Source organism: Paenibacillus sp. GYB004 (genome assembly GCF_036577605.1).
Lineage (GTDB): Bacteria > Bacillota > Bacilli > Paenibacillales > NBRC-103111 > Paenibacillus_AB > Paenibacillus_AB oceani.
In genome coordinates, this window is record NZ_JARBDB010000031.1 from 1 (window position 1) to 15,446 (window position 15,446).

Here is a 15,446-nt window from a genome sequence, read left to right on the forward strand (position 1 = left end):
GCAGGCTGCTCACCGGCACGCGCCCCAGAAGGGCCGGCGTCGTCACGATCGCGGCAGCTTCCGCGTCCTCCAGCCGGTCTCGGACCGCCTGCTCCATGAACGCTTCGAACAAAGGTCCGGCGATCGCACCGATCTTGATCGTGCCGAGCAGGGCGAAATACAGTTCCGGCGAGCGCGGCATAAAGATAAAGACGCGGTCCCCTTTGCCGACGCCGAGCTTCCGCAGCACGTTGCCGAATTTGTTCGAATTCGCTTTCATCTGCCCGTAAGTAACCGCTTCATCGCGGGTGGCATCGCTGTAATATAGCGCTACCTTGTCCTGCAGTCCGGCTTCGACATGACGGTCGATCGCCTCGTAGGCCATATTGACTTTGCCGGTCGTATACCAGGAGAACTGCTTTTCTACGTCGGCCCAATCGAACGACACACGGGCTTCCTCGTAGCTTTTCAGGTTTCCGTCGGTCGATACTGCCTTGATGATGTCCGCTTGCTTGTCCATAAATACGTTCCTCCTGAATGGATGAATTCGATGAAACGTTTTCATTTCGTAGTGGCTTGCTTGCCCGACTGCCAAAAAACACAAAGAGTATTATATCACATCATTTTCGGACTTAACATGCTCATTTTCGAAAAATAGACACAGGCGGCGGTACATTAAAATGTCCAAAAGTCTAACAAGTCTAAAAGTATGTGATTGAAACGATCATAATACTGATTGAATCGATCAAAATTGTTGTTTATACTGAATATAGAACTACGGGTGTTTCTTCCGGGCCGGAGGAAGCCGATTTCCATGGGGGATCTTCGTTCATTTCGCCCGGTAAGAAGGAATGGAAGGCTGACGCGACGAAATTGAATCAGGATGAAATGATGGAACAACGGGGAACCACATTCTTACTTAAAAGTGCGAGTTCAAAAAGTCGGGTTTTCAGCACCAAGAAGATGGGATGGAGCTAGGAGTGAGGAGTGGAGCGTAGTGGGAGCTTTTGTGAGCACCGGGAAGTTCCGGCTGAATTCCATATTCGATGTCGCGCAGGCTTCCTGATCTGCTTCGTGATCAAAAGTGGGCTTTTTTGAACAGCCTCTAAAACAACCAATGGAGTGAGCGCGGTATGCAGGAACAGCTTCTAACCAAAGGCGAGCAGCGCCGTCAAGCGATTCTCGGCATGCTGAAGCAGAAGGGACGGGTGTCCGTGCAGGACATCGTCGATACGCTGCACTGCTCGGAAGCGACCGCGCGGCGGGATCTGGACGTTCTGGAGCAGACGGATTCCGTCATCCGCACGATCGGCGGCGCGATTTACGATGCGTTCCACACGTCCAAGGAAGCGTCGTTCGAGGAGAAGACGTCGCTGTCCTGGGTGGAGAAAGAACGGATCGCCGCGAAGGCGGCTTCGCTTGTCGAAGAGGGCGACATTATCGGCTTGTCCGGCGGGACGACCACTTATTTGATCGCGCGGGAGCTGAAGTCGCGCAGCGGCATCACGGTCGTGACGAACGCGCTTAATATCGCGATGGAATTGGCCGACAGTGACGGCATTCAGGTCGTAGTGGCCGGGGGGATTCTGAGGCACAAAAGCTACGAGATGTGCGGTCCGTTGACCGAGAAGGTCGTGGAAAGTCTCAACATCGGCAAAATGTTTCTCGGCATCGACGGGTTTGCGCTGGGGCAGGGCTTAACGACGCATTCGGAGTCGGAAGCGCAGATCGCCAAAATTTTGATCAAGCGCTCCGAGCGGACCTTCGTCGTCTTCGACCAGTCCAAGGTGGGCCGCGTATCGTTGTTCTCGATTGCGCCTGTGGCGGCGGTTCACGCCTGTATCACCGATGCGCCGCTGGAAGGCGCGCTGTTGGAAGAACTGCGCAAACGCAACATTCGCGTCTTCGTAGCCGGTACTGCGGCGGGAGAGTAGCAATCATTCTTAATCTTTGGAGGAGTCCATATGAGCCATTATATCGGAGTCGACATCGGCGGGACGAACATCGTATGCGGACTGCTGGACGATCAACTGAATTTGCTCCGTAAAATCAAGAAGCCTACGGGCGCGGCGAATGGAGCCGACTATGTCTTGAATCTGATCGCCTCGATGATCGACGAGCTGCTTGGCCAGGAAGGGCTAAGCCGTTCCGATCTGGGAGCGGTAGGCATGGGAAATCCCGGCTTCGTCGATCCGATCCGCGGCATCTCGCTGTCTTCGGCCAACCTGAAGTGGGAGAACGTGCCGGTCAGCGACAAGCTCGGAGCGATCCTCGGCGGCATCCCCGTATTCATCGATAACGATGTGCGGATGTATACGTATGGGGAAGCGGCCAGAGGGGCGGGCCGAGGGTTCGACCATGTGATGGGTATCACGCTCGGGACCGGAATCGCCGCAGCTATGGTGAACAAGGGCGAGCTGTATTACGGCAGCGGATTTTTGGCCGGAGAGCTCGGCCATGTGCCGTTCGAAGGCGAGAGCGCCTTGTGCGGCTGCGGCATGCGGGGCTGCCTGGAGACGATCGCATCGGCGACCGGAATCGCCCGAATCGCCAGAGAGCGGCTGGACCAAGGCGAACCGAGCCTGTTAAACGACTGGTTCCCGGGCGAACGCCGCAGCGAGATTACGGCGGCGGACATCTCGCGCGCCTACGACGAGGGCGACGCGCTCGCTCAGGATGTGCTCAGGTTCGTCGGACAAAGCTTGGCCAAAGGCCTCGCCTGGGCGATAACGCTGTGGAGTCCCGACGTGATCGTCATCGGCGGAGGCGCGGCCAATGCCGGCGAGCGACTGCTTGCCCCGATGCGGGAAGCTCTGATGCCGCTTATTCTGCCGATGTACCGGAACCGCTTCGTCATCCGTCTGGCGGAGATGAACGACGACGCAGGTGTCGTCGGCAGCGGAGCCTTCGCGAAGGCGCGCGCGAGCGCCTAACGGCAAGCGGCCGCGGTCTAGGGCCGGGAACACATCCGAATCCGATTACGGCAGGGCCAGGCCCATCTCCGATCCGGATTTTAACGTAAAGACGCTTTCAGCTCCACTTCATTAAGTGGTGTTGGAGGCGTCTTTGCTTGTTATAAGGAGAGGGGCGTTTTTGCGCTTGGACTCGATTGAAACGGATTTCAAGAACTATTAAACCGATATACTACTACCTGCAGCGTCCGTTTCTTTGCTATACTAGTCAAAAAACTAGATAGAAAAGAACGGTGATCCGAACAATGGACATGAACACGGAACAAATACGACTTCTCCGTCCCGGCGAATTTGAAGCGGCGGCCGAGCTAGCCGATCGGGTATTCCGCGATGCCGAGCACAAATCAATGGGAGACGCGTTTCCGAATGCGTTTTCGCCCGCCTTGCAGCAATCCTACGGAGCGTTCGCAGACGGCAAGCTCGTCTCGTTCGTCGGCTTCGTGCCTTCGGTCATCCGCATCGGGGAAGCCGAGCTTAACGTCTATTCGATCGGAGCCGTATGTACCGATCCGGAATACCGCGGCAGAGGTTACGTGGGGACGATTTTGGATATGATACGGGAGCACAGCCGCCGCGCACGAGCCCCGCTCATTCTCGTATCCGGAAACCGGGGCATCTACGAGCGGTTCGGCTGCCGGAAGTTCGGGGCGCTCACTTCTTTTAACGCGGATCAGCAATCGTTGGACAAATTGTCTGCAGCAACGGACGGGGAGGAGACGTACCGCCCGTTCGATCGCGCGGACTGGTTCGCGCTCCGCAAGCTTTCCCGCTCGCGAAACGTAGGGTACGAGCAGAGCATCTGGGATTTGGCGGCGGCGATCTACGCCGAGCCGACGGCCAGCAATGCGAAGCTGAAGCATCGCGTATGGGTGGCTGAGCGGGACGGTGCGCCGGTTGCCTTCGCCGTTCTGGCCGTCGCCGGGGACATCGCTCCGCTGGGCAAGCCTCGCGTCATCGAGTGGGCCGGCGACGCCGCTGCGGCGGTGAGACTGGCCGTGTACGGCGCGCGGGCCGAGGGCGCCGAGTCGCTGCAATTCGCCGTCCCGTGGCAGGATGCCGGGATGGAGGCGGTGCTCGCCGAAGCGGGATGCCCGGCGGTACCCGGCAAATTGACGGGCACCGTTGCCATCGTCGATGCGGGAGAACTGCTTAGGCAGTTGACGCCTTATCTGAAGCGCAAGGACGAAGCGGCGCTGTCCCGGCTCCAGCTTTCTACGAACGAGGATGGCCGTCATTTTGCCGAGTGGGACGGAGTCTCCATGGAGCTGCAGCCTGAAGAGCTGATCTCGCTGCTGTTCGATCCGGTCCGGATCGAAAGCGCGGTTCCCGTTCCGGCGGCCGAAGCCGCCAGCCGATTGTTTCCGGTTCCGCTCCCGCTTCCCTCGGGACTGAACTTCGTTTAGCGCGATAATTTACAAACCATGTAACGTCATGTAAAATAGATCTAATGAACATGTATTGGAGCGGAACCTATTGCTGCGAAGAAGAAACCTCTTTCAAGAGCGTTACAATCATTTTTTGACCGAGTTGAAAAATGAAATATTGAGCGGCAGCCTGAAGCCGGGCGAATTTATTCTGCCCGAGAATACGCTTAGCGAGAAGTATAAGATAAGTCGGGTCTCGGTGCGTAAGGTGCTGGCTCAGCTGGTGGACGAAGGGCTGATCGAGAAAATAGCGGGTAAAGGCAACCGGGTCAAACCTCCGGTCGAGGAGATCGTCCGTCAGACGATCACGTTGACCTGGTTCTCGCAGTCGTACGAGCAGGATGTGCTGCATACGATTATTGAGCGGTACGAGAAGAGCCACCCGTACGTCAAGGTCGACCTGGTCATCCTGCCTGCCGAGGATTATCCGACCCGGCTTGCCGACCGGATCGAGAGAGGGACAGGTCCGGATCTGTTCTTTATTTCCGACCACCACTTCCGCCACTTGATGGAACAGGACAAGCTGAACGTGATGGAGCCGTACCAGCCGCCGAAGCTGCTGCCGGACGAGGACAGTTATTCGAAGCTGTTCGAGCTGTTTACGGTCGACGATACGCTGATGGCGGTGCCGATCCATTTCTCTCCGATCGTTATTTGTTATAACAAAGACCGGTTTAAGGAATCCGGGATTACGGGAGAAGATCCGGTAAGCACCTGGGACGACCTGCTGGAGGTAGCGAAGAAATGCACCGCCGAGCCTAATGAAGACGGGATGGTCGACGAGTACGGATTCTGTTTCTCTTCGTCGATGAACCGCTGGCCTGCCTTCATTTTGCAAAACGGAGGCGCGTTCGTATCGCCGGATGGACGTTCCGCCTTTGCGACCGAAACGAATATCGAAGCGCTGCAATTTTGCAACGATTTGATCTACAAGCATCAAGTGTCGCCGATCTACTCGACGTCCCGCTCCTACCTCGCCGAGCATCTGTTCAAGCGGGAGAAGTGCGCGATGATGCTGTCCACTTATTATTTCATGAACGAGTTCCGCGGGATGGATCTGAATTGGGACGTGCTGCCCGTACCGAAAAATAAAGAGAAAGCAACGCTTCTGCTCGCCGGATCGCTCGGCATTAACAAATATTCCGAGAAGGTCAAAGTGGCGCAAAGCTTTGTCGACTTTTTCGTCGGCGAAGAAGCGCAGACGCTGCTGAAGCAGACCGGCTGCACGATTCCGGTGCTCCGTTCGGTGGCGGAAGACGACACGCTGCTCGACCCGGCCATTCATCCGGAGCATTACAATGTGTTCATCGACTCGCTGAAATACAGCTATTCCCACTACGAGGTGGGGCTGTCGAACGAGTCGAACGTGATCTTCCATGAAGAGCTGCATATGTTGTGGGCGAATATGGAGACAGCGGAGAACGTAGCCCGCCGTATCGATGAACGGATCAATCAGCGGATTGACGAGAAGTCCTAGATGGCGGAAGACGGCCGGCTGTATAGATATTACGAAGGGGCATTCTCCCTAGGTCTTGAGAGACCGGGGGAGAATGCCTCTTTTTTAACAGATCAGAGTGTATAGGTTCTACACCGTGTTAAAGCGAAGATGAATCCGGAATCTACGCTAAACCTTGCTCGAATTAACGGAACATGGCGGGTGTTATTTTGCTAAAAAACAGTTTTTTTAAATTGTAACGGTCACCACAGCGCTTATTTGCTTCGAACCACCTCCAAAAGTGACACTTCTCATCAAATCGTTGCATCCATGTCCGTTAGAAATCAAATGGATCGAAATTCACCACAAAAACGTCCGCTGTGTTCGTTGAGCGGCCTAGCCAAGCTAGGCATAGCTAGCTGATGAACCATCCGTGAGGACCGCGCGCGGCTACCGCCAAGGCGCGTTTCGAAGACAAGCTGGCCGTACATGCCGAAGCGGAGCCGTCGCTGCACCTCGACGCCGAGCCTATTGGAGTGGTGGGCAAAGCAGGTCTTCTCCCCGGGCGGCAATTTTTACCCCAATTCTAAAGCGTTTACAAACGAGGGGAACCGGAGTAAAATGTACGGAATAAGGCAAGGAGGTGGACGATGAGCTCCGCAGAAACGCTAATGGATTATTTCGTATATCAACGCTGCAATTACAGGCGCAAGCCATATTTGCACAGTCATACCGAATATGAAATTTTTTATTTTCATGGCGGGAGCTGCGAGTATTACGTCGAGGGCGAATCGATGGAACTGTCTCCGGGCGATCTGATTATTGTGAACGGGCTTAGCCGCCACGGCTCGCTGATGAAGGAGGCGTGCTCCAGAACGATGGTCCGGTTCGACGGCGCGTATGTGCGCCCCCTGCTCCAGCAGGAGGATGCGATCGATTGGCTGAAGCCGTTTCGCGACTCGAATTATTGCCGCTGGAGCTTGTCCGAAAGCCAGAGAGCGGATGCGGAGGATATCCTGCTGCGCATGAGCCGGTTCCACGGAAAGCCGGGGCTTGTGCCCTTTCATCGGCTGCGGACGGCGTTTCAGGATTTGCTGCTGTTCATCTACGACTGCTGGGCGGAAGGGCCCGGAAGACTGGTGGATGCGACTGACTTGAAAGCGCAGCGGGTTCATCAGCTCATCCAGTATATCGAGACGAACTATATGAATGAGCTTACGCTTGACCGGATAGCGGATCATCTGTACATCAACAAATTTTATTTGGTCAAATTGTTTAAGGAAGCGACAGGCTTGACCATATTTGAATATGTCAATAAATGCCGGATCAATAAAGCAAAGCTGCTGTTTTTGATGGACGGAAACCGCTCCGTAACCGATGTATGCTATGAGGTCGGATTTCATCAGCCCGCGCATTTTTCCCGCAATTTCAAACAAATGGTGGGCGTCACGCCGGAGCATTTCCGAAGATTGTTTCAATGAAAAGACTCTTTATCGAAAAGAACCTTCTTCTACCGCTTAGGAGCTTCAACGAAACGGCACGTCCGTTATTTCGTTGCTGTTTCTTGTTTGGTGGTTTTGAAGGTTCTTTTGTATTTGAAGTCGATTATGCACAAGAAACCAATTGCAGATAAATCGGAGCACCAGCAAACCAAGCACGCAGGGGAGGCGCTTTTCGATTCGTGATAAGTTGTTGTAGAAGGCTATTATCGACAGGAGGGGTACGCAGTGCAACGTGTGCGCGGAGAGATGAAGAAGCGTGCTTTATTGGGGGCGGCGCTGATTTTGGCGTTGACCGGGTGTGCGGGAGGCCCGGGGGGAAGGGACGCGGGCAGCGAATCCGAAGCCGGGGTCAAGCCACAGGAGCAGGCGAAGGATCCGGTTGAGCTTTACTTTTACAACACAAGCGCAGATTGGGACAAGGACGATTATTTTATGAAGGAATACGGGCTGCACATTCAGAAGAAGTTTCCGCATGTTACGCCCGTATTTGTACCAACCTCCGCCGGATCGCTGGAGAAGCTGGCGTCGGCGAATCAAAGAATCGATGTGATTGTCAGCTCTGTCGGCCGGACATTTACGATTCTGAACAGTGCTTATCAGACGGATTTGACTCCCTTGATCGACAAAAACAAGTTCGATTTGGGCCGCTTCGAGGGTTCGAGCATCGACATGATCAAGCAGATGGGCAATGGCGCCATCTACGGTCTTCCGATGTACACGCTTCCGGCCCCGCTTTATTACAACGCCGATTTGTTCGACAAGTTCGGCGTAGCTTATCCGACCGACAAGATGACATGGGACGAACTATACGAGACGGCAAAAAAACTGACCCGGCGAGACGGCGACCGCCAGTATTACGGCCTGATGATGTCGCCCAACCACTATATGCTGCGCAATCAGCTGTCGCTTAATCTGGTCGATCCGTCGACGAAGAAAGCAACGATCAATACGAGCCAGGTCAAAACGATGATGGATAATATGATCCGGTTTTATCAGCTTCCCGGATACGATCTCGATACGAAGCAATTATCTGTCGGCGGGCAGCGGGACCTGTTCATCAAGGAACGGTCGGCGGCGATGTGGCTGCCGGTCAGCACGATGCACACCGAAACGGAGCTTGCAGGAATGAACTGGAATATCGCCAAATTCCCGTCGTTGTCACAGTTGCCGGGCGTAGAGCCGCAAGTGTATCCGGTTTACCTGTTTATTTCCGTCAACAGCAAGGTGAAGGATCAGGCGTTCGAGGTTCTCTCCTTCCTGTCGTCGGAACCGTTTCATATGCAGAAATCTCGAGAAGGAAGCTTCGTATCTCTCTTGCAAAGCGATGCGGTGCGCAAGGCGTTCGGTCAGGATGCACCGATGTATACGGGGAAAAACGTCGCTGCGATGATTCCCGTCAGGACTGCGGCACCTTCCCCGCAGAGCAAATATTACGCAGACGCCTCCTCCATCCTGAACACCGGCGTATTCGCCCAGGTGGCGACAGGCAAAAAGGATGTCAATACGGCGCTGCGGGAAGCGGAAGAAAGCCTGATCAAAAAAATCGAGGCGGATGCCAAATAAAGTCCGACGAGGAGTGAAGGATGCGGATGAAAAAATGGATTGCGGCGTTGTCGCTGCCTGTGCTGTGTTTGTTCGTTTTTGCGCTCAGGACTGAAGCGGCCATCGACTATTCCGGCATTATCGAAACGGAAGCGAGCTGGATTGCCGACCAACAGATCCAAAACGAAGGCAAACCGTCCGACGGCGCCATCGTGATGAACAAAAACCAGCTCACCACGAATCCCGATACCGGCCAAAAAGGCCATAAGATCGATCCGTATTTCTCCAATCTATCCGTGATCGGCATGCTGGAGCACCCGTCCGCGGACCATATGGCGGCGGCGAAGAAATGGTTCGACTGGTACTTCCGCCACTTGAACCGGACGCCCGACACGCACGGCGTCACGGGCACGGTTTACGTCTATTATGTCAACAGTGCGAATCTGGATGAGCAATGGACGTTCAACGACTATTCCGCCTCGGATTCCCGCGGGTCCTCCTTCGTGCTGGCGCTCAAGAAATATGTCGAGGTCAGCCAGGACACGGCCTATTTGCAGCAGCACAAGGCAGATATCGAGCTGGCTTTGGAGTCGGCGCTGTTTACATTGCAGCCGGACGGCCTGAGCTTTGCCAAAAACCAGGAAGGTCATTTTACGAAATATTTGCAGGACAACGCGCTTGTCTACCAAAGCCTGGAGACGATGGTGTGGCTGGAGGAGCAAGTGTTCCAGGACGAAGAGGCGGCAGCGCGCTACCGATATTTGATGAACTTGTCGTTCGCCGGCGTTGAGAGCATGTACAGGCAGGCCGAGAGAGAGTACTACTTTTATTTTACGCCAAACCGTATACGAGCGACGGACTGGTCTGTTTTTTACGGCGATGCAGTGAGCGAGCTGTTCCCGACGCGTTACGGGGTCATCTCCCCTCAAGCCGAGCGGTCGCGTGAGCTGTATGCGCACTTCAATGCAGCTCAGCCCGCCTGGATGTACCGGCATGAGCGGAACGAGTTTCCCTGGACGCAAGTCGCGAGCGTGGCTGCCATGATGGGGGATAAATTCAGAGTCGACGAGGCGCTGACGAACGCCCAGACCAACTATATCGACAACGGGCACCAATGGACATGGTACATCTATGAGGCGAGCAATATGGTCACCGCAGCCAAAACGATCCGGGACCAAACTAACCTGGCGTTGCGCAGACCGATCAGCGCCTCGACGGATGTTTCGCATGCAGGCCTCGCTGTCGATGGGGATATGAACGGGGGCTGGCAAGGAGCATCTTCGGCGGAGGATTGGCTGGAGATCGACCTCGGCGCGAACAAGACGTTCAATCGTCTCGTACTGAAGTGGGGCAGCACATATGCCGCCAGCTATAAGGTTCGGATATCGGACGACGGTTCGCAGTTTGCGGATATTTACACTCAGACGGCAGGAGACAGAGGGACGGACGATATCGCGCTCAACTCGGCTGTGACCGGCAGATATGTGCGTCTGCTGATTTACCATGATTTGCCCGAACCGACGGCGATAGTAAAGGAAATCGAGCTGTACCATGAAGCGGTGAACGCGGCTGGCGGCCAAACGGTATCGGCATCTTCGCAGGAAAGCGGCGCTTCTCTGCTGACGGACGGAAATCCTTCCACCGCCTGGACGAGCGATTCCGGAGCCTCCCATTGGCTGAAGCTTGATCTCGGCAATATCCAAGCTTTCCATAAGGTCAAGCTGGATTGGGTGTACGGCCAGGAAGCCGAGCAAGTCCGCGTGCTCGTATCGGACGACGACATCAGCTACACCGAAGCGGCGCCTCTGTCCGAAGTCGAGGGCTGGACGCAGGAGATTACGCTTGGCGCGGCTGGCGGCCGGTATGTTTTGCTTGAGCTGACGAAGTCCGCCAACCCCGGCGCCGTTGCCTTGTTCGAAATCCGCGTTCTCGACGGTGAGAATCCGGTGGAGCGCGCGCCGCAAGCCTATACGGTCTTGATCAGCGGTTCGGTGATCGACGGCGCGATCCTGAGGCCGGGAGAGGACGATTTCATCGGAAGCGCGGACCTGTACGTGCCTGTCGAGAAGGTTGCAAGGGCCACGGGGTGGACGTTTGCCCAGGATAACGGAGGACAGACGGTCACACTAACCCGGGGCGACCGGACGATCGGGCTTGCTGTCGGGAGCTCAAGTCTCATTGCGGACGGGAACCCCATTGCGCTCGCAGCTCCGACCGCCGTGCGGAACGGACGCGTGGAAGTGCCGCTCCAAGGCTATGCGGCTGCTGCGCGACTGCTGGTGGAATGGAGCAACGACAGTCTGAGTGTACTTGTGAAGACGCAGCGAGACCCGTCGAAGATCAATCTGGCGCTGGGCAAGCCGGCAACGGTCAGCAATCCGCCGTCAACCAATACGGCGGTGCTTACCGACGGCGTCAAAACCGTAAGCAAAATTGCCGAAACATGGAATGTCAGGGCGGGCTATTCCCTCGTGCTCGACTTGGGCCAAGCGGTCGATTTCAATACGTTCAAGGCCTACGAGTACAGCTTCCAGAGGGCACGAGGAGCGATCCTGGAATACTCGTTGGACGGAGCAAGCTGGACGCTACTGAAGAACGCTTCCGCGAGTGAACTGCTCAGTCCCGATATGGAGTCGAAAAACCATTACTCCGGCACGATCCGCTTCCAAACGGTGAATGCCCGTTACATTCGGCTGACGGTGCAAAGTATCGTAGACCCAGACCCCTCCAAGATTGTGGGTTATATCGAGGAAGTCGAGGTGTACAACCGACCGGCCGGGGACGGGGAGGACGAGTCGCATGGGAATGTGGCTTATCGCAGGCCGGCTTCCACCAGTTTTGCATTCTCCGCTGGAGATATGGGCGTAACCAAAGTGACGGACGGCGATCTCACCACAAAGTTGGCAAATCCTGCGTCCGAAAACGAGACCGAGGGTTGCGTGCAGATCGATTTGCAGGCTGCTGCCACCTTTAACAAAGTGGTGGTATTCCAAGAATTGCAGCGCATCAAGAAGTACCGCGTCCTCGTTTCGCCGGACTCGATCAACTGGATGGCGGTAGCAGCTGGAGAAGGAATCGGGAATCAAAAAGAACTGCTGTTCGCTCCGGTGACGGCCCGCTACATCCGGCTGGAGCTGGCGGAAGCGGAGCCGGGCATCCGGATCAGGGAAATTCAGGCGTTCAACGAGAGTGATCTGGTCACTTATCCCGACGGGCCGCCGCCCCCGCTGCCGGCGATTCCGGTTCTGCCGGCGCCGCAAACGGTAGCATCCGTTACGTATTCAAAAGAAGATTTCCATATTTACTTGTTCATCGGCCAATCGAATATGAACGGCAGAGACTTGATTCCGTTCGCAGACCAGGTCGTTGTCGATTACGCTTACCTGCTGAATGCCGCCGACCAGTGGGAGTATGCCCAGCCGTACGCGCTGCCGGGACCGAAGGCCGACGTGCAGGGCTTCAACCGATATTCCTCCGTGGATACCGGAACGTATAATGGCATGAATCCGTCCCTGTCCTTCGCCAGGGCGGTGACGGAAAGCGTCTACCCACAAGCGGCACAAGCATCGGGATTGTCTCGAACGCCCGGGGCGGCACCAGCGTCCGGCAGTGGCAAAAGGCATCCGGGGAGCAACTGTACGAAGAAGCTGTAAGAAGAACACAGGAAGCGATGCAGCAAGGGACGCTGAAGGCAATCTTTTGGCTGCAAGGCGAAGGCGATGCCGGTACGAGCAATTATCTGGAGCTGCTGGAGCGCGTCGCCACCGGCATCCGCAGCGAGCTTGGCGTCTATGCGCCCGACGTGCCGTTCATCGCCAGCCAAAATCCGCCAGGCTATGATGTGAACAATGAGAGAATCCAGCGGATCAGGGAGTACGTCCCGAATTCGGACTGGATCAGCAGCGCAGGCACCTCGACGATCGACGGCACGCACTTCAACGCCGAATCCGAGCGACTGCTCGGCATCCGGTATGCCGTCAAAGTGCTGCAAGCCGTCTATGGCATGAGCCTGAACGAAACTCAATTGATGCAGGCGATTTATGGAAGCGAAGAGGGCGCCACGCAGCCCTGACCCCATCACATTTATGCGTCGGAAGGAGCTTGACCCATGAGCATCATCAAGGCAGGAATTATCGGACAAGGCCGCAGCGGCCGGAACATTCACGGAAATGCGCTTAGCAAACTGACAGATACGTATCGGATCGCCGCCGTATGCGACGGACTGGAAGAGCGCCGCCAGCGCGCAGAGCAGGAATATGGGTGCAAGGCCTACGCGACATACCAAGAAATGACGGCAAACGAAAAGCTCGATCTGGTCGTCAACGCTTCGCCAAGCGAGCTGCACTTTCCGATTACGCTGGAGCTGCTCCGGCAGGGGATTAACGTGCTGTGCGAGAAACCGCTGGCCAAGACGCCGGCCGAGGTCGATCAGCTGATCGGAGCCGCCAAGGAGAGCGGAGCGGTGCTTGCGGTATTCCAGCAATCCCGCTATATGCCGGCTTTTGTGAAATTGCGCGAGGTGATTGATTCCGGCGTGCTTGGCCGGGTCGTCCAGGTCGATTTTACGAGCAGCAACTTTTCCCGAAGATGGGACTGGCAGACGATGCAAGCGAATCATGGAGGCAATCTGCTGAACACCGGCCCCCATCCGGTCGACCAGGCGCTTCAACTGTATGGCGCAGACGAGATGCCGGATATTACCTGCATTATGGATCGGGCCAATACGTTCGGAGACGCGGAGGATTATGTGAAAATTGTCATGAGGGGTCCCGGACGTCCGACGATTGATCTGGAAATCTCCTCCTGCACGGTGTATCCGCGCCCGGTCTTCACCGTCCACGCTACGAACGGCGGTCTGACAGGCGATCTGCGCAAGCTGCAATGGAAATATTTCAAGCCGGAGGAAGCGCCCCAGCAGCAACTGATCCGCACGCCGCTGATCAAGCCGAACGGAGAGCCTGCCTATTGCAACGAAAAGCTGATCTGGCATGAGAATTCCTGGCAGTATGAGTCTGTAGAGGGCATGGCGATGACCGACCAGAATACAGCGTCGCTTTATGCGATGCTGTACGCCTCGATGACTGAGGGGATACCGCTGGCGATCACGCCGCAGCAGGTGCGGCTGCAAATGGCGGTTATGGAAGAATGCCGCCGCCAAAACCCGCACATTTATCCCAGCAATGTGTACCAACAAGCTTAAGTGTCGCAGCCTGGCGTCTGTCTACCGACAGGCGTCTTTTTTTGCCCGCAAAACTTAAGGTTTCGATTTTCTGGGACATCAACTAACCCGAAGATCATAGGATGGAGGAACTACTATGCCAAGGCAGACCATGATGAGCGAATAGATTCCTGTCCAAGATCGATTGGTACATCCGGAAAAGACGGATGATCTTCTGCAGAAAGAAGTTTATACACTGGCGTCTCAAGCAGTCTAAATTTTACGAGGTCCTAAAGAGAGTGAGACTTAGATCACCCCAATCTACAAATAAAACGCTTTGCGGTACTCTCTCGGGGTTATCCGGTTCGTCGCCTTGAACGCCTCGGTAAACCGGCTGGCGCACTTGTAGCCGCACGCTTTGGCGATATCCTTGATCGCCAGCTCGTCGCGGGCGAGCATCTGCATCGCTTTTTTCATTTTCTCCGTCTGAATGTAATGGGCGACCGTCATGCCGTACAGATTCAGGAAACAGCGGCTGAACTTGCTCACGCTCATCGTCGCGGCGGCAGCCAGCTCGCTTAGGGAGGGGGCGTTTAAAATATCGTAGTCGAGCTGCTTTTTGACGTCGCGGACCAACTGCTGGTTTTCCCAGGTGACATGATACGCCCGTTTCCGGTTCACGATCCATTGAAAGTTGATGTTGCGGTAGATCATCATTAGAAGCTCCCCGGCTTTGCATTCGTAATAAAACATAGGCAGCACCGCCTTGCGGACGGCCCACTTGATCTCGTCCATAACGAGCGCGAGATCCGGCGTGTTATAGTCCTGCTCCGCCCATGTAGCGACATGGCTCAACCGGAGCGCCCCCCCCTCCAGCTTTCCTCCCAGCAGCTGTTGAATGTAATCCTCGAACATCCATACGCACGTGTAGCAAATCAGCTCATTGGCGGGAAACGTTACCGTCAGCGGTTTTTGCGGATTCACGACAATCTGGTTCATCGGTTTCAGCGGGGCCGCCGTCCCTTTGCGCGAAAAGACGATATCGCCGGCGCTCACATTGAACATCCACATGCAGGGCTTGTCGACCCGAAACGTATAAGTCAGCGGCCGCTTCGAGGTGAACCAGACGCTCGTGCAGGACAGTCCTCCGGCCGCCGGCATTTGGACGATCCAGCCTTCTCCCGCTTCGTCGGGGAGCCGGTACTGAAAGCCCGTTCCGTACCGCCTTTTGTGCATGCCAAAATGAAGCGCCATTTCCTCGAAGCCGTGTTCGTACTCGTTTGCCGGGCGGGCGGTCATGGGAATCACCTCTTGTAGGTAGTGCCGTGCAGGCTGGGTTCGTATCGTTATCGTTATCCTATATCAGACCCGTCCGGCTCACAAGTTAAAAATATGCGAAAGCGGGATAATACTATGCGAAAATTTCATTTTCAG

At 55.6% G+C, this 15,446-nt stretch carries 11 protein-coding genes; 9 read left to right on the forward strand and 2 right to left on the reverse strand.

Annotated elements, in window-relative coordinates:
* Window positions 1-499, reverse strand: a 499-nt coding sequence (locus PV433_RS13600; RefSeq protein WP_332072637.1) for an AMP-binding protein, incomplete at its 3' end; no start/stop codon positions are given.
* Between the two features lie 613 nt (window positions 500-1,112).
* Between PV433_RS13600 and PV433_RS13605 the strand changes: the two genes are divergently transcribed.
* The 9 genes from PV433_RS13605 (at window position 1,113) to PV433_RS13645 (ending at window position 14,054) form a co-directional block, all read left to right on the forward strand.
* Window positions 1,113-1,913, forward strand: a complete 801-nt coding sequence (locus tag PV433_RS13605; protein WP_332072638.1) for a DeoR/GlpR family DNA-binding transcription regulator — start codon at window positions 1,113-1,115, stop codon at window positions 1,911-1,913.
* Window positions 1,914-1,943: 30 nt separating this feature from the next.
* Window positions 1,944-2,912 carry an ROK family protein gene (locus tag PV433_RS13610; protein WP_332072639.1) on the forward strand — a complete coding sequence of 323 codons (969 nt, stop codon included), beginning with the start codon at window positions 1,944-1,946 and terminating at the stop codon, window positions 2,910-2,912.
* A gap of 284 nt (window positions 2,913-3,196) precedes the next feature.
* Window positions 3,197-4,354, forward strand: a complete 1,158-nt coding sequence (locus PV433_RS13615) for a GNAT family N-acetyltransferase (protein WP_332072640.1) — start codon at window positions 3,197-3,199, stop codon at window positions 4,352-4,354.
* Between the two features lie 70 nt (window positions 4,355-4,424).
* Window positions 4,425-5,852: an extracellular solute-binding protein gene (locus tag PV433_RS13620; RefSeq protein WP_332072641.1), complete on the forward strand. Its 1,428-nt coding sequence runs from the start codon at window positions 4,425-4,427 to the stop codon at window positions 5,850-5,852.
* A gap of 608 nt (window positions 5,853-6,460) precedes the next feature.
* Window positions 6,461-7,291, forward strand: a complete 831-nt coding sequence (locus PV433_RS13625; RefSeq protein WP_190932009.1) for an AraC family transcriptional regulator — start codon at window positions 6,461-6,463, stop codon at window positions 7,289-7,291.
* A gap of 246 nt (window positions 7,292-7,537) precedes the next feature.
* A complete protein-coding gene (locus PV433_RS13630) occupies window positions 7,538-8,875 on the forward strand; it encodes an extracellular solute-binding protein (RefSeq protein ID WP_332072642.1) in 1,338 nt (445 codons plus the stop codon).
* Window positions 8,876-8,901: 26 nt separating this feature from the next.
* Window positions 8,902-12,507, forward strand: coding sequence for a discoidin domain-containing protein (locus tag PV433_RS13635; RefSeq protein ID WP_332072643.1), 3,606 nt, complete (start codon window positions 8,902-8,904; stop codon window positions 12,505-12,507).
* Window positions 12,426-12,926, forward strand: a complete 501-nt coding sequence (locus PV433_RS13640; protein WP_332072720.1) for a sialate O-acetylesterase — start codon at window positions 12,426-12,428, stop codon at window positions 12,924-12,926. The genes PV433_RS13635 and PV433_RS13640 overlap by 82 nt, the downstream gene beginning before the upstream one ends.
* Window positions 12,927-12,962: 36 nt before the next feature.
* Window positions 12,963-14,054: a Gfo/Idh/MocA family protein gene (locus PV433_RS13645; protein ID WP_332072644.1), complete on the forward strand. Its 1,092-nt coding sequence runs from the start codon at window positions 12,963-12,965 to the stop codon at window positions 14,052-14,054.
* 279 nt (window positions 14,055-14,333) lie between these two features.
* Here PV433_RS13645 and PV433_RS13650 read toward each other — a convergent pair whose 3' ends face one another.
* Window positions 14,334-15,311 (reverse strand): helix-turn-helix transcriptional regulator, encoded by a 978-nt coding sequence (locus PV433_RS13650; protein WP_332072645.1) that lies wholly within the window; start codon window positions 15,309-15,311, stop codon window positions 14,334-14,336.
* Window positions 15,312-15,446: the final 135 nt, after the last annotated feature.

What these genes read in the sequence shown, in the direction of transcription:
- PV433_RS13605 (WP_332072638.1), top strand. Translation starts at nt 1,113, where the DNA reads ATGCAGGAACAGCTTCTAACCAAAGGCGAGCAGCGCCGTCAAGCGATT.
- PV433_RS13610 (WP_332072639.1), top strand. Translation starts at nt 1,944, where the DNA reads ATGAGCCATTATATCGGAGTCGACATCGGCGGGACGAACATCGTATGC.
- PV433_RS13615 (WP_332072640.1), top strand. Translation starts at nt 3,197, where the DNA reads ATGGACATGAACACGGAACAAATACGACTTCTCCGTCCCGGCGAATTT.
- PV433_RS13625 (WP_190932009.1), top strand. Translation starts at nt 6,461, where the DNA reads ATGAGCTCCGCAGAAACGCTAATGGATTATTTCGTATATCAACGCTGC.
- PV433_RS13635 (WP_332072643.1), top strand. Translation starts at nt 8,902, where the DNA reads ATGAAAAAATGGATTGCGGCGTTGTCGCTGCCTGTGCTGTGTTTGTTC.
- PV433_RS13645 (WP_332072644.1), top strand. Translation starts at nt 12,963, where the DNA reads ATGAGCATCATCAAGGCAGGAATTATCGGACAAGGCCGCAGCGGCCGG.
- PV433_RS13650 (WP_332072645.1), bottom strand. Translation starts at nt 15,311, where the DNA reads ATGACCGCCCGCCCGGCAAACGAGTACGAACACGGCTTCGAGGAAATG.